The organism is Chryseobacterium potabilaquae, from assembly GCF_902728265.1.
GTDB classification, from domain to species: Bacteria; Bacteroidota; Bacteroidia; order Flavobacteriales; family Weeksellaceae; genus Chryseobacterium; species Chryseobacterium potabilaquae.
In genome coordinates this window covers 122,965-138,306 of sequence record NZ_CACVBR010000001.1, presented here as the reverse complement: position 1 = coordinate 138,306, position 15,342 = coordinate 122,965, and the positions used below count along the sequence as shown (strand labels likewise).

The window sequence follows — 15,342 nt, the reverse complement described above, 5'->3', positions numbered from 1 at the left end:
CGAACTTAACGTATTAAATATACTTTTTTAACAAGATTATAGGAAGTCATTTTTATCTCTACTGTCTCTTATGGTGTCTAGTATGGATTTCTAAATAGTAATAAATCGATACTTTATCTTTAATTTTCCAATTTATTTTTTTTAATAGTTTCACCTTTCTCATTTCATAATCTTTTTGATAAAATGATACTCATTATTAGAGAAGTATAAAGTTATACAGAAAGAATAGTTAGAGCGTATTGATTCTCATTAAAATATTCTTAAAATGTTAATTTTCAACTACGATGTTGTAGATGTTTCTATTGTTTGTGATTTGCTGTTTTAATGGGATTTATTGAGGTTGCTTTATTTAATTTGTGTTTCTACTTTTGTTAAATATTGTATGAAAGTTTATTTTTTTTAAATTATAGTTGTATTTTTGCGTTGTTTTAATGTGAAATACTTAAATATATCCAATATTGATGATAAAAACACAAATGCTTAAAATGATGTAATTATTACATTTTTAATGTTTTTTTTATTATTTATATATATGTGTATTTTGATTTTAATGAAAAAAATTAACAAAAAGCATGTTTTAAATTAAAGTGACATTTAAGCTATTAAAAGAAAAGTCGCAAAGATGATAAATCATGTATGCTGGACCATTTTCTTTTAAGAAAAGAATGAGCTAAATAATTTAAATGAAAAGGATGAAAAAAATAATTATTACTTTAATTTGTACATTATTGGTAAATACCGTTTTTGGGCAATGGACTTCTGTTCAGGTTTCCCAAAAAAGAAGAAGCAAAGATTTATTTGATGTGAAATGCTTCTATAAATTAGATATTAATGGAATGAGGCAAAAGCTTCTGCAAGCTCCAGAAGTGGGAACTGACGCTAAGCCTATCGAAATATCTTTACCTACTTTAGATAATAAGATTGAAAAATTTTCTGTTTATAGTTTTCCTGTAGTGGTTAAAGAATTGGCGGAGCAATACCAACTAGGGTCTTATGTAGGTGTTGGAATTGATGATCCTTCCAAGTATGTAAGATTTTCAACAAGTCCCAATGATTTTCAATCTATGATTATTAAAGAGGGAGTTTATCAATTTATTGATTCTCAAAATACAGAAAAAACGATATATAGGGTTCATTCTAAATCAGGGAAAAGTAAGAATGTATTTTCTTGCTCTACGAATGAATCTCCTTTAGCTAAGAAACAGCTCCAAGAATTGCTGGAAAATGGAACGTCTTTTGCCAACCAAGTGACCGATTTTTCTAAAAGTTCCGATCGAAAGTTTAGAACTTTTAGATTAGCATTATCCACTACTGGAGAGTATACTGACTTCCATGGAGGGACTGTTGCGGGGGCTCTTTCTGGGATTAATGCCACTATGACAAGGGTGAATGGTGTTTTTGAGAAAGATTTAGCAGTACATTTAATCGTACAAAACTTTCCCAATATAATTTATACTGATGCTGTTTCCGATCCTTATTCTAATTCTGATATAGGGGCTAATGTAAATAATGTTGGTCATGTTAACGGTTGGGGTGTTCAGCTGCAAAGAACTCTTAGTGTGAATGTAGGAAATGAGAACTATGATATTGGACATTTATTTGGGGGTAAAGGAAGCGGAGGAAATGCAGGGGGTATAGGTTTGGTATGTGTTAATCCTACCGGATCGCCTGCTACCTCTTTATCTATGGGAAAAGGAGCTGGATTTACTTCAAACTATATACTGCAAGGGGATAGTTTTGATATTGATTTTGTTGCTCATGAAATGGGCCATCAGTTGGGAGCTAATCATACTTTTTCTCATGAACTTGAACCTGCTGGAGTCAATGTAGAACCAGCTTCAGGGACGACAATTATGGGGTATGCCGGCGTTACCCGAGGACAGAATATTCAGTTCCACTCGGACGCTTATTTTCATATAGTAAGTATTAAGCAAATTCAAAGTAATTTGAGTAGTAAAACTTGTGGTATTGAAACATCTATTATTAATAATCCACCTGTCATCGAATCATTGCGCCCTTATCATATTCCGAAAGGAACAGCATTTGTATTAACCGCTTCTGTAACAGATGTGGAGAGTGATTCTTTGACCTATACTTGGGAGGAAGTAGATAATGCAAGTACTATAATTGGTAAAGATAATTTAGGAAAGACTAAAACGGGTGCTACTTTTAGATCTCTACCCCCTACTACAAGCCCGACAAGATACTTTCCTCAGTTGTCCTCGGTTTTAGAAGGAGTCCTTGATAACTCTAATCTTAGTTGGGAATCTGTATCTATGGTTCCAAGAACTACAAAATTTGCAGTAACAGTAAGGGATAATAATCCGGATCCTACACAGCAGCAAACTCAATTTATGGAACAAACAATTAATGTGGAGGATGATGGACCGTTTAAAATGATTAGTCAATATGTTTCGTCTAAGGGAGTTTCAAGAATTGATTGGAGCGTTGTAAATACAAATCTTGCCCCTTATGATGTTTCGAATGTTCGAATTGACTATACCACGGATAATGGGGTAACCTGGACAGTGCTTTCAGCTTCAACACCTAATGATGGGAATGAAAACTTTACTTTTCCGTCAGCATTAGATGGACAAACAATTAAGGTAAGGATATCCGCTATTGGTAATGTATTTTATGCAATAAAACCGGTATTGGTTACTGTATTTGCACCTTGCGATGGAACTGCCCCTAATCATATTGCTGTTACAGGATTATCTGCAAATTCATCTGAGATTACTTGGAAGCCAATTGCTGATGTATTATCCTATAAAATAAGATATAAAAAAACAAGTGAATCTGTATGGCAGGAAATAGACTCGGATACGAATTATGTGGTATTAAGAAATTTAATTCCTGAGGTTGAGTATGAAGCTCAGGTTGCGGCGGTATGTTCTGGCGGGAATGATGGAGCGTTCTCCGATTATGTTAATTTTACGACAGCAACTGTGACTCAAACTGATTTAAAAGATCCTCTTAAAGACATTACTTTGTATCCTAATCCTGTCTCAGATGTTCTTAATATTTTGAATATCTCAGATAAAGCCAATTATAATATTTATAATGCTGTTGGCCAGCTTATCAGCAGTGGGAAAATTCAAAATAATCAAATTAATGTTTCTCAATTAATACACGGAGTTTATATTATTGCTATTAAAGATAATGGAAAATCATTTACCTCTAAATTTATAAAAAAGTAACAACTTTTCTCTTGCCAGAGATTTTATAATGATATACTTATAGTTAAATCATTTTTAAAGGTTGTATCAATTCTTTTAGAAATAATAAAAACCGTTCGAATCACTTCGAACGGTTTTGCTATCATGAGGATTTATCTTTTAGTTATTAAACTCGCTAATGAAATGGAGCTTTACATTAGGGAATTTCTCTTGTGTCATATGGATAGTGAATGAAGAGTCCGCTAAAAATACCAGTTGGTTGTATTTATCTCGTGCTAAAAATCGTTGTTTTAACCTTGCAAACTCTTTAAATTCTTCTGATTTTTCGTCAGCTTCTACCCAACAAGCTTTATGCATAGAAAGAGGTTCGTAAGAACATTTTGCTCCATATTCATGCTCTAAACGATATTGAATAACCTCATATTGTAATGCTCCTACGGTTCCGATAATTTTTCTGCCATTCATTTCAAGCGTAAACAATTGAGCAACTCCTTCATCCATAAGCTGATCAATTCCTTTAGCTAATTGTTTAGCTTTTAAAGGATCATTATTATTTATATAACGGAAGTGCTCAGGAGAGAAGCTTGGTACACCTTTGAAACTTAGTTTTTCACCCCCGGTTAAAGTATCTCCAATTCTAAAACTTCCTGTATCGTGAAGTCCTACAATATCTCCTGGGAAGCTTTCATCTACTACTTCTTTTTTATCAGCAAAGAAAGCATTGGGGGAAGAGAATTTCATTTTTTTACCCTCTCGTACTAATAGATAATTTTCATTTCTTTTGAACGTTCCTGAAACGATCTTAACGAAAGCTAAACGATCTCTATGTTTGGGATCCATATTTGCATGGATTTTAAAAACAAACCCCGTAAATTGATTCTCATCGGGTTTTACAAGACGAGTGTCACTTTCTTTGGGCTGTGGCATTGGAGCAATATCGATGAAAGCATCCAATAGTTCTCGTACTCCAAAATTATTTAAAGCAGAACCAAAGAAAACGGGTTGAAGGTCTCCTTTCATATAATCTTCACGATTAAACTCTGGATATACAGATTGGACGAGTTCCAGCTCATCTCTGAGGCTTTGAGCTGCTTTCGGTCCAATGACTTCATCAATCGAAGGATCATTAATGTTATCAAACTTTATAGATTCGCCCACTTTTTGTTTCTTTTCTTCTAAGAATAGCTGGATATTGTCTTCCCAAATATTATAAATTCCTTGGAAATCACTTCCCATACCAATAGGAATAGAAAGAGGAACAACACGTAAGCCTAATTTTTGCTCTACTTCATCTAAAAGATCAAAAGCATCTTTACCTTCACGATCTAGTTTATTAATGAAAACAAGCATCGGAATGTTTCTCATTCTGCATACTTGCACTAATTTTTCGGTTTGTTCTTCCACCCCTTTTGCTACGTCTATAACCACAATTACAGAGTCGACTGCAGTGAGCGTTCTATAGGTGTCTTCAGCGAAGTCCTTGTGTCCCGGAGTATCAAGAATATTGATTTTATGGTCTCTATATTCAAATGCCAATACGGAAGTTGCTACAGAAATCCCTCTCTGTCTCTCGATTTCCATGAAGTCGGAGGTTGCTCCCTTTTTTATTTTGTTGGATTTTACTGCACCTGCTTCCTGAATTGCCCCTCCGAATAACAGTAGTTTTTCAGTAAGAGTTGTTTTTCCGGCATCGGGGTGAGAAATAATCCCAAAAGTTTTTCTTTTTTGTATTTCTTTGATTAAGTCTGACATATTGTATTTTGAAATAGCAAAAATCGGGAATTTTAATGGAAATTAAAAATCAATTTGAAAAGGCTTATAAGATATAGGTAAATTGATTGTTTTTTATATTTCAAAATAGCAGATGGAACTAGAGCTGGAATCATATAAATAAGTATTGTCATATAATAGACAATGATATGAATCTATATAAGTTTTCATAATAGGATGACTTATTATTTGCCAATCATACGTTAAAATAAATTATCTTTGTTTTGTATAAACCATTAAAGGAAAATATGGAAAATAGCAAATATCCGAAGTTTACATTCACATGGATAGGAGGGCTCGTTTTGTTGGCCGGGTTGTTTGTGGGTACGATGCTAGTCTCTTTATTAAATGTGTTATGGATGTACTTTTTCAAAATAAACCTACAATATAAGGATTGGTTTTTTATGTTATCTAATGCAGTCGGATTTTTAACAGCTATAGCATTTTTTGATTTTTTTATTGTAAGGGGCACTACAAAAAAGAAACTTAATTTTAATTTTTCATCCACTAATTTTTATACCTATTTTCAGATATTTCCTCTCATGTTGGGAATGATGTTTATTGCCGAATTTATTACGGCACAAATCCCAACAACAGGCCCTTTTTTTGGAAAATATTATGATTTTTTTTCTGAAATGATGGATCAGCTAACAGATGATCCTGTGATAATGATTATTACAGCAGTCATTATGGCACCTATTTTTGAGGAGATTATTTTTAGGGGAATTATTCAGAAAGGATTGATCAATAAAGGGGTTAGACCTTGGAAAGCCATTATTTTTTCCTCAATTATTTTTGGGTTAGTACATGCGAATCCGTGGCAATTAGTAGGAGCCGTGCTATTAGGATGTATTTTGGGTTTGGTATACTATAAAACTAAATCTTTATTATTGCCTATGCTATTACATGGTTTTAATAACTTGTGCTCATCTCTGTTGATCATATATACGAAAAATGAAAGCTTCGCAGATGCACTCAATGTATCCGAGTGGATTGTTCTGGCAATGGGAATTATACTTTTTTCATTATTTTATTATCTTTTTATGAAAAGAAATAAAGTACATTATGTAGAAAATTAAGGAATAGATAGGCTATAGTGAACTAAATGCTGTAGATAAAATAAAATTTAATAAATGAAAATGAATATGGAATTATTGGTGGCAACACATAATGAACATAAAAAAGAAGAGATTCAGCAAATCTTAGGACATAATTTTATGGTTAAAAGCTTGTCTGATTATAATATTAATGAGGAAATTATTGAAGATGGTCATTCGTTCAATGCCAATGCTTTAATAAAGGCTAAATATTGTTTTGAAAAAACGAATATTACTAGTCTAGGAGATGATAGTGGTTTGGTTGTTGAAGCTTTAGATGGAAGACCAGGGATTTTCTCTGCACGATATGCTGGTGATCATGATTTTGCTAAAAATATTCAAAAAGTGCTGGATGAGATGGAGGGTATCGAAAACAGAAAAGCTTACTTCATAACAGTTTTGTGTTATTACGATAAAAATGGACCTATTTATTTTGAAGGAAGAGTTCAGGGAAATTTGTTAACTCATCATAAAGGAGCTAAAGGGTTTGGATATGATCCTATATTTGTTCCTGAGGGAAAAGATAAGACATTTGCAGAAATGGATCCTCAAGATAAAAATAAAATTAGCCACCGAAAACAGGCTTTGGATTTATTTTTAGACTTTCTGAAAATGCCTGAAAAAAAATAATAATTTAATGATCTTTCATACATTTACTTTATAAAATAATAATTTGAGTACTTATTTAACGATATTAGGTTTTAATTCAGCAATTCCAACAATTAGTTCTTCGCCTACTGCACAACTTTTGGAGATGGAAGAGAGATATTTTCTAATTGATTGTGGTGAAGGAACACAAGTTCAGCTAAGGAAGGCAAAAGCTAAATTTTCAAGAATTAATCATATTTTTATTTCTCATCTTCATGGAGATCATTGTTTTGGGCTTCCTGGGCTTATTGCATCCTTTAGGTTGTTGGGAAGAGATACTCCTCTACATGTGTATGGGCCAAAAGGTATAAAACAGATGCTAGATACAATTTTTACCATTACAGAGACACATCGTGGTTTTGAGGTGGTTTATCATGAATTGGAACAAAATTCTTCCGAAAAAATATATGAGGATAATAGGGTGGAAGTCTATACAATTCCTTTAGATCATAGGATCTATTGTAATGGTTATCTTTTCAAAGAAAAACCAAAAGACAGACATCTTAATATGTCGGAAATTATGAAGTATGATGAAATAGAAGTTTGTGATTATCATAATCTTAAAGCAGGAAAAGATTTCGTTTTAAGTGATGGATATGTTCTCAAAAACGATGTGCTTACGACAGAGCCGGTGCCACCGGTTTCTTATGCTTTTTGTAGTGATACAAGATATCTTGAGAAGGTAATTCCAATTATTAAGAATGTGACAGTTTTATATCATGAATCTACTTTTCTTCATGATTTAAAAGAAATGGCAGATTATACCGGCCATTCTACTGCTATGGAGGCTGCAACAATTGCACAGAAAGCAGAAGTTGGTAAATTGATTTTAGGACATTTTTCAAACAGATATGCAGATCTTACTGTATTTACTGATGAAGCAAGAAATGTTTTTCCCAATACATTTTTACCCAAGGCTTTAGAGGTCGTGAAAATTTAGAGTTATGATTAATACTAAAGAACTGAAGAGTTTTCTTGATGAAAAGGCTGATCAATATAATAATATTGATTTCATTGGGGATGACCCTATTCAAATGCCGCACCGTTTTTCTTTACGACAGGACATAGAAATTGTTGCTTTTCTTGTGGCTACCATTTCCTGGGGGAATAGAAAATCGATTATAAGATCTGCTGAGAAGATATTGGAAATTATGGGAAATTCTCCCTATGAATTTATAATGAACTATTCTGAAAATGATCTAAAAAGCATTCAAGAAAAAAGCATTCACAGAACTTTTAATGGGCAAGATTTTATATACTTCATAAAACAGTTTAATAAAATTTATAGAAAAAATACAAGTTTAGAAGAGTTATTTATCCTTAACGATTCAGAAATTAATTTCTACCATGCTATTGAAAGGTTTAGGAATCAGTTTTTAGATATAGAAAAACATAGAAGTCATAAGCATGTAAGTTCACCTTACAAAAACTCTTCCGCAAAAAGGATTATTATGTTTTTACGCTGGATGGTTCGTAAAGATAAACGGGGAGTTGATTTTGGAATTTGGAAAAATATTGATCAAAAATATTTATCTATTCCTTTGGATGTGCATACTGGAAATATTTCTCGTAAATTAGGACTTATTTCCCGTACACAGAATGATTGGAAAACAGTAGAAGAGCTAGATGTAGTTATTCGAAAATTTGATAAGGAAGATCCTGCAAAATATGATTTTGCTTTGTTTGGTTTAGGAGTAACAAAAGAATGGGTATAAAAATATATAAAAAAATGAAGAAGTACAGTGAAAAAACGGATACTTTAGAAAAAATTGCCAACGGTATTACGTGGTGGATTGGCTCTATCCCATCTTTGATTGTTCATACTTTATTTTTTATTATTTCGTTCCTTCTTCCCCTTCTTCATATTGTGGAGTTTGATAAAATGTTGTTGATTCTCACAACTGTTGTCTCATTAGAAGCTATTTATCTGGCTATTTTTATTCAAATGTCAGTAAATAAAAGTCATGAGAAAATTGAAGATATTCAAGAAGATATAGAGGAGATCAGTGAAGATATTGAAGATATTCAGGAGGATATAGAGGAGATCAGTGAGGATATTGAAGAAATAAATGAAGATATTGAGGATATTCAGGAAGATCTTGAGGAGATCAATGAGGAAGAGGATGAAGAAGATCATAGTGAAAGAGCAAAAAATGTAATGCTTAAAAGTAACGTGAGTAGCAATAAAAATGAAATTAAAACTCTTAAAGATAAGATACACGAGCTTCAAAATAAAATTGATGAAATGAATAAAGAATGATTTTATTAGGATGATCAATGGATTTTGGCGTGGGATAGAGTCAATTTTGTCTTCATTACCCGGTAGGATTATGAAAAAATATTTCACAAAGTATGGGATTAATTGAAATTAATCCTTTTTTTTATTTATGAATTTTAATTTTTTTATTTAAATTGATAAATAAAAATAATTTGATTATTGTTGCTAATAATATATTAAAAATAGCTTATCTCATTATAAAAATCGGTATTTTTGGGCAAAAAACAAATAAATGTTAAATTTTAGATTGAAGCCTCCTATTTTTTTATTACTTGTATTATTTATCCCTACTATTATTTTTTCTCAACAAAATAGAAAATTGGTCTATAAAAATCCGAAAGCAACAGTAATGAAAGCGGGAGATTTTATAGATGTAAATGCAACCTCATATGTAGCATCAAGCTATACACCTGAACAACTCGTAAAAGATATTCTTATTAATGGAGGGACTACATGTGCAACAGCAAACGTTACCAATGTTACTATTAGTCCTAATCATGACGTTACGAATGAGAATCGATTTTGGGGTTATTTTAATAAAGGAACTACTAATTTTCCTTTTGAAGAAGGAATTGTATTGACGACAGGATATGCCAAACAGGCCGGAAACATTACGAAAAATACAGATCCCAACTTTACCTCCAATTTGGGGGCACGAATAGCATACGGACAAAGCGATCCCGATCTAGTGGCGGCAACTAATCCTTCAAGACCATTGCATGATGCAGTAGCTTTAGAGTTTGATTTTATTCCCGGTTCTAATCAAGTAAAGTTTAATTATTTATTTGCTTCTGAAGAATATTATAGTACATATCCTTGTCAATACTCAGATGTATTTGCGTTATTAATACGGCCTGTTTCTGGTGGCCCTTATGTAAATTTGGCAATACTTCCCAATAATGCGGGGCCTGTAAGAGTGACTAATATTCATACCGATACTCAGTTTAATGGAGTTAGCACACTAGCGTGTGGGGCCGTTAATGCTCAATATTTTGATGCATATAATACGGAGCCAATCGTTACTAATTATAATGGTAAAACAATTCCTTTGACAGCTGTTGCAGATGTCACTCCTGGCGTACCTTATCATTTTAAAATGGTTTTAGCAGATGCAGGAGACCAAGGGTTTGATTCTGCGGTTTTTTTGGAAGGAGGATCTTTTGATATAGGAATTAAAATTGTGGATGGTAATGGAACAGCTTTACCCGATACATTAAATATATGTGATAACATACCTCAGATCTTAACAGCTCAGGTTGCTACCGTTCCGGGAATGACATTTCAATGGTTTAAAGATGGGGCTATTATAAACGGAGCTACCAGTATAAGCTATACAGCCAATCAACCTGGAGTTTATGAAGTGAGGGTATCTATACCAGGCAATCAATGTTCCGGTTCAGCTGTGATTAAGATCATTGGAGGGATAACTCCGAATGCACAAAATGCGACCCTAAAACTTTGCGCGACTCCAACTGTGAATACTTTTAATCTTAATGATGCGACTCCTTTAATAACCACAACATCTAATGCGGTATTACGTTTCTATGTAAATCAGGCCGATGCCGATGCGCAAAACACTAATTATATTAGTGATGTGTCAAATTTTAATGGAAGCGATGGTCAGGTTTTATATGTTGTTGTTTCAAATGGAGGTTTTTGTAGTAAGAAAGTAACTTTAAGTTTAAGTAGAGAGGATACTCCTGTAGCTCAACTTGCAGCTACTCAAATGTCAATCTGTAAAGGTGAATCTGTTACTTTAACAGCATCAGGAGGCGTAACTTATGTATGGGATGACGCAACAACAACAGTTGCTACAAGAACGTTAAGCCCTAATGAAACAACTACATATATAGTATATGCTATTGGAGCAAAAGGGTGTAAATCTCTTCAGCCTGCTAGAATTACAATAGAAGTGGTTCCTGCTATTGTTTCTCATCTCTCCGGAGGAATGATATGTACTGGAGACCAGATCACTCTAGATGCAGGGCAAGGGCCAAACTATACGTATTTGTGGAATACAGGAGATACGAGCCAAACTATTACAGTGGCAACATCCGGGACTTATTCAGTAACTATTGATAATGGGGTTTGTACAAAAGTTTTTACTACCCAGGTTATCCAAGCTATTATTCCCGCAATTACTAAAGTAGATTATAATGAAAATGGAACAATGACCCTTACAGCTAGTAACCCAAGTAATGGTCCATTAGAGTATTCTGTAGATAATGGAATAGCTTGGCAAGATTCTCCTATTTTTTCTTCTATTCCAAAAAACAAATTGATATCCATTAGGGTAAGGGTGAAGAAAACAAGTTGTGAAGGTTTTCTCGAATACTTTACATTCGTCATGCAAAATGTAATTACACCGAATGGGGATAATATTAACGATAAAATTGATTTTAGCGGATTGATTGGGTTGAAAGACTTTAAAGCGAGTATATTTGACAGATATGGACGTGAAGTATATAAGGCTGAAAAAGTTCGCCCATTTTGGGATGGCTATTTCCAAGGGAAACGTTTACTTACATCGTCTTACTGGTATCAAATAACTTTTGAAGATCCGGCTAGTAAGCAATTAACGGTAAAAACAGGGTGGATTTTATTGAAAAATGTAGAATAATTTTTAATATATATAATAAAAGAGACTAACCTAACGTTAGTCTCTTTTAATTTAAATCAAAAAAATTACATTTTTGATAATGCAAATAATGGGCATTTAGAATTCAATCGAAAAAAATAGTAATTTTGTTTAAAATAATATAAAATGTTAAATTGGAGAATGCGAAATATATTTTTTGTTTTATTTTTGATGCTTGCTCATAATTTTGCTTTTTCGCAAAGAGGTGAAAGAGTAGAAAAAGCAGCAAAGCCCTCCCTACAGTCATTGAGAGCTGGTGCGTTTATTGATGTTAATGCTTCTGGATACCCTGAAACAAACTACACTATTGAGCAGCTCATAAAAAATGTACTTGTGGCTGGAGGTTCATGTAATGCAAATGTCATATCAAATGTAGTGGTGTCTCCTAATTTAGCGGCTACAGTTCCCAATAGAAGTTGGGGATATTTTAATAAAGGAGGAACAAACTTTCCATTTGCTACTGGGGTAGCCCTTTCTACAGGATTTGTTAGGAAGGCAGGAAACGTTTTTGAAGGAGATTTAAGTGATGCATTGAATACAGGAGGAGATCAAGATCTTGCGAATGCAATAGGAGTAGCTAATGCACAGTTGAAGGATGCTACATATATTGAATTTGATCTCGTGCCGGTTACTAATACCATATCATTTAGATATATTTTTGCTTCAAAAGAATACGATCCAAGTTATCAATTTGCTTGTGATAAGACAGATGGTTTTGCACTGCTTTTAAAGAAAGCAAGTGATCCGCCATCTTCATATACGAATCTTGCAGTGCTTCCTAATGGAGGGGGACCTGTAAGTGTGACGAATGTTCGTCCTGCTTATTCGCTCTGCGCTGCCCAGAATGTACAATATTTCGCAGGGATAAATACACCTCAAATTGAAACTAACTTTTCGGGACGTACAATTCCTCTCACCGCATCTGCTACAGTAACTCCTGGAGAAACATATCATCTTAAAATTGTGTTGGCAGATTATCAGGATAGGAGTTATGATTCCGGAGTTTTTTTGGAAGCTGGCTCTTTGAATTTAGGAGTTAAGATCCAGGATGGTTCAGGAAATACACTTCCATCAACAATTAACATCTGTGGAAATATATCTCAAACACTTGTGGCATCTAGCAATTTTACAGGGGCTAATTACCAATGGTTTTTGGGAACTAATCCCATTCCGGGAGCAACCGGTGCAAGCTATACCGCGACACAGTCGGGAACTTACACTGTGAAAGTTACTATTCCTGGATATCCATGTCCGGAAGAAGCGACGATTACTATTGTGGGAGGAGTTCCTCCGGTTGTACAGAATGCAACATTAACGGGATGTTATGTGGCAGGTAATATCACATTTAACCTTACATTAGCAGAATCGGCGATTACTTCCAATCCGGGAGCTACATTTGCTTATTATCTTAATCAAGCAGATGCTAATGCCGGAAATGCAAATACAATTCCTACACCTACCGCATATCCAAGTGCTGGGGGAACAATATATGTATTGGTAAGAAATGGATCTTGTTCCAGCATAGCTCAGTTACAGTTGGTAAAAGCACCTCAAATGACGGTTACAATAGTACCACCTATAAGCTTAACTTGCACCAATCCGCAAACGACCTTAGATGCTACATCTTCGGTGTATCCACCAGGAGCCACATTTAGTTGGACCACAACAGGAGGGAATATAGTGTCAGGGGGAAATACATTAACGCCAACAATAAATGCTCCGGGAACATATACATTAACAATCTTAAATACATATCAGCCAGGAAATGCCACTTGTACAGCTATTGGAAGTGTTACTGTAAGTGGTGATACAGCACCTCCTACGACTGGGCTTACCGCTACTAAAGTTAAGATTTGCGCGGGTGAATCTGTAACATTGACTGCATCTGGTGGGGCGACCTATAATTGGCAGAATGGTCTTACAGGAAATGGAGCTACACAAGTAGTAACTCCCACAGCGAATACAACATATACTGTTACTGCTGTTTCAGCTGGAGGTTGTGTTTCACAAAATCCTGCGAGTATCACTATTGAGGTTTTTCAACCTATTACGGTTCAAAATGCAACATTACTTAAATGTTATGAACCAGGTAATATAGTATATGATCTTACATCTGCAGAATCTCAGATAACAACAGCTTCAGGGATTACCTTTGACTATTATCTGGTTCAGGCTGATGCCAATGCTGGAAATACAAATACAATTCCGAATCCTACTGCATATTCAAGTGCAGGAAATCAAACCATTTATGTATTGGTTAAAAATGGAGGCTGTAGCTATGTAGTAACCTTGCAATTATTGAAAACAGCCGAAACCACTTTAAATATAGCCGCTCCACAAAGTATTACCTGTACTAACTCGCAAGTGACTTTAAATGCCTCGACATCCATTATACCAAGTGGCTCAACAATAACATGGACTACTACCGGAGGTAATATTGTATCAGGGGCTAATACTTTAAATCCTGTAGTAAATGCAGGAGGAACCTATACACTAACTGTGACGAATGTAAATCAACCTGGAAATCTGAATTGCACCTACACAAAAAGTATCAATGTAATTGAAGATAAAACACTTCCTGTTGCAGGAGTTACTTCATCGCATCAACAAATCTGCGTAGGGGAATCCGTTACATTAACGGCTACTGGTGGGGCAACATATAATTGGCAGAACGGCCTTACAGGAAATGGGAATACTCAAGTGGTTTCTCCATCAACCACTACAACCTATTCGGTATATGCTGTGGGAGCCAATGGATGTGTATCCACTACTCCGGCAACTGTTACTGTAGTTGTAGGACCTCCAATAGCTATGGTTGCTGCATCAAAAACTAAAATTTGCGCAGGAGAAACTGTTACATTAACAGCTTCAGGGGGGATTACATACAATTGGGTTGGTCTTAGCGGAAACGGAAACACTCAGATAGTTTCCCCAACGATTACAACGATTTATTCCGTATATGCATTAGGAGGAAATGGATGTAGTTCGGTAAAAGCAGCTGAAGTTACTATTGAGGTTGTGGCGGCAATTACTTCAACATTAAAAGATGTATATGTTTGTTCAGGAGATTCAGGAACACTAGATGCGGGAGCAGGAACTGATTATACGTATGTCTGGAATACAGGAGCTACTACACAAACGATTACGACGAATGTTACTGGTACATATAGTGTGACTATCAGTAATGGGGTTTGTTCTCGGGTTTTTACGGCTCAGTTGCTAAATCCTGAATTGCCTCAGTTTACTAATGTAGTCTATGAAAAAAATGTTCTTACATTAACGGCATCTAATCCTACGGGAGGCATTTTAGAGTATTCTATAAATGGTGGGGTAACTTGGCAAACATCAAATATTTTTAATAATGTACTCAATAATACAAATTATGACGTGATGGTAAGGGTTAAAGATGCTAAATGTAGTACATCATTACAATATTATACATTAGTTATAAGTAATGTGATCACTCCAAACCAAGATGGAAAAAATGATGTAATAGATTTTTCGGGAATAAGTAACTATAAAAACTTTGCGGCTTCTATATTTACTCGATATGGTCAGGAGATATTTAAAGCGACCTCAAATAATTCTATCTGGAAAGGAGATGTAAGAGAAGATAATCAACGTGTTTCTACGGCAACTTATTGGTATCAAGTACAATGGGAAAATCCGGCAAGTAAAAAATTAGAAATTCGTACAGGATGGATTTTATTGAAAAATAGAAACTAGAGATAA

Annotated in this window: 9 protein-coding genes; 8 read left to right on the top strand and 1 reads right to left on the bottom strand. The window is 34.4% G+C overall.

Annotated elements, in window-relative coordinates; genetic code table 11:
• The first annotated feature begins 692 nt into the window (after positions 1-692).
• Entirely contained in the window at positions 693-3,200 is a 2,508-nt protein-coding gene (locus tag CHRY9293_RS00455; protein ID WP_162031104.1) for a reprolysin-like metallopeptidase, read from the top strand.
• A gap of 138 nt (positions 3,201-3,338) precedes the next feature.
• On the opposite strand, the gene CHRY9293_RS00450 is transcribed toward CHRY9293_RS00455, so the two are convergent.
• The gene (locus CHRY9293_RS00450; protein ID WP_162031103.1) at positions 3,339-4,931 is read right to left on the bottom strand and encodes a peptide chain release factor 3; all 1,593 of its coding nucleotides are present in this window, start codon (positions 4,929-4,931) and stop codon (positions 3,339-3,341) included.
• A 266-nt stretch (positions 4,932-5,197) separates the two neighbouring features.
• Between CHRY9293_RS00450 and CHRY9293_RS00445 the strand changes: the two genes are divergently transcribed.
• From CHRY9293_RS00445 to CHRY9293_RS00415, 7 genes are all read left to right on the top strand, one after another.
• Entirely contained in the window at positions 5,198-6,028 is an 831-nt protein-coding gene (locus CHRY9293_RS00445) for a CPBP family intramembrane glutamic endopeptidase (protein WP_162031102.1), read from the top strand.
• Positions 6,029-6,088: 60 nt separating this feature from the next.
• Complete coding sequence (gene rdgB, locus CHRY9293_RS00440) at positions 6,089-6,676, top strand: RdgB/HAM1 family non-canonical purine NTP pyrophosphatase (protein WP_162031238.1); 588 nt, start codon at positions 6,089-6,091, stop codon at positions 6,674-6,676.
• Positions 6,677-6,719: 43 nt separating this feature from the next.
• Positions 6,720-7,634, top strand: coding sequence for a ribonuclease Z (locus CHRY9293_RS00435; protein WP_162031101.1), 915 nt, complete (start codon positions 6,720-6,722; stop codon positions 7,632-7,634).
• A gap of 4 nt (positions 7,635-7,638) precedes the next feature.
• Positions 7,639-8,409 carry a TIGR02757 family protein gene (locus tag CHRY9293_RS00430; RefSeq protein ID WP_394351010.1) on the top strand — a complete coding sequence of 257 codons (771 nt, stop codon included), beginning with the start codon at positions 7,639-7,641 and terminating at the stop codon, positions 8,407-8,409.
• A 14-nt stretch (positions 8,410-8,423) separates the two neighbouring features.
• A complete protein-coding gene (locus CHRY9293_RS00425) occupies positions 8,424-8,954 on the top strand; it encodes a DUF1003 domain-containing protein (protein WP_162031100.1) in 531 nt (176 codons plus the stop codon).
• Between the two features lie 250 nt (positions 8,955-9,204).
• On the top strand, positions 9,205-11,592 hold the full coding sequence (locus CHRY9293_RS00420) for a choice-of-anchor L domain-containing protein (RefSeq protein WP_162031099.1): 2,388 nt from the start codon (positions 9,205-9,207) through the stop codon (positions 11,590-11,592).
• 144 nt (positions 11,593-11,736) lie between these two features.
• Positions 11,737-15,336 carry a choice-of-anchor L domain-containing protein gene (locus tag CHRY9293_RS00415; protein ID WP_162031098.1) on the top strand — a complete coding sequence of 1,200 codons (3,600 nt, stop codon included), beginning with the start codon at positions 11,737-11,739 and terminating at the stop codon, positions 15,334-15,336.
• Positions 15,337-15,342 lie beyond the last annotated feature (6 nt).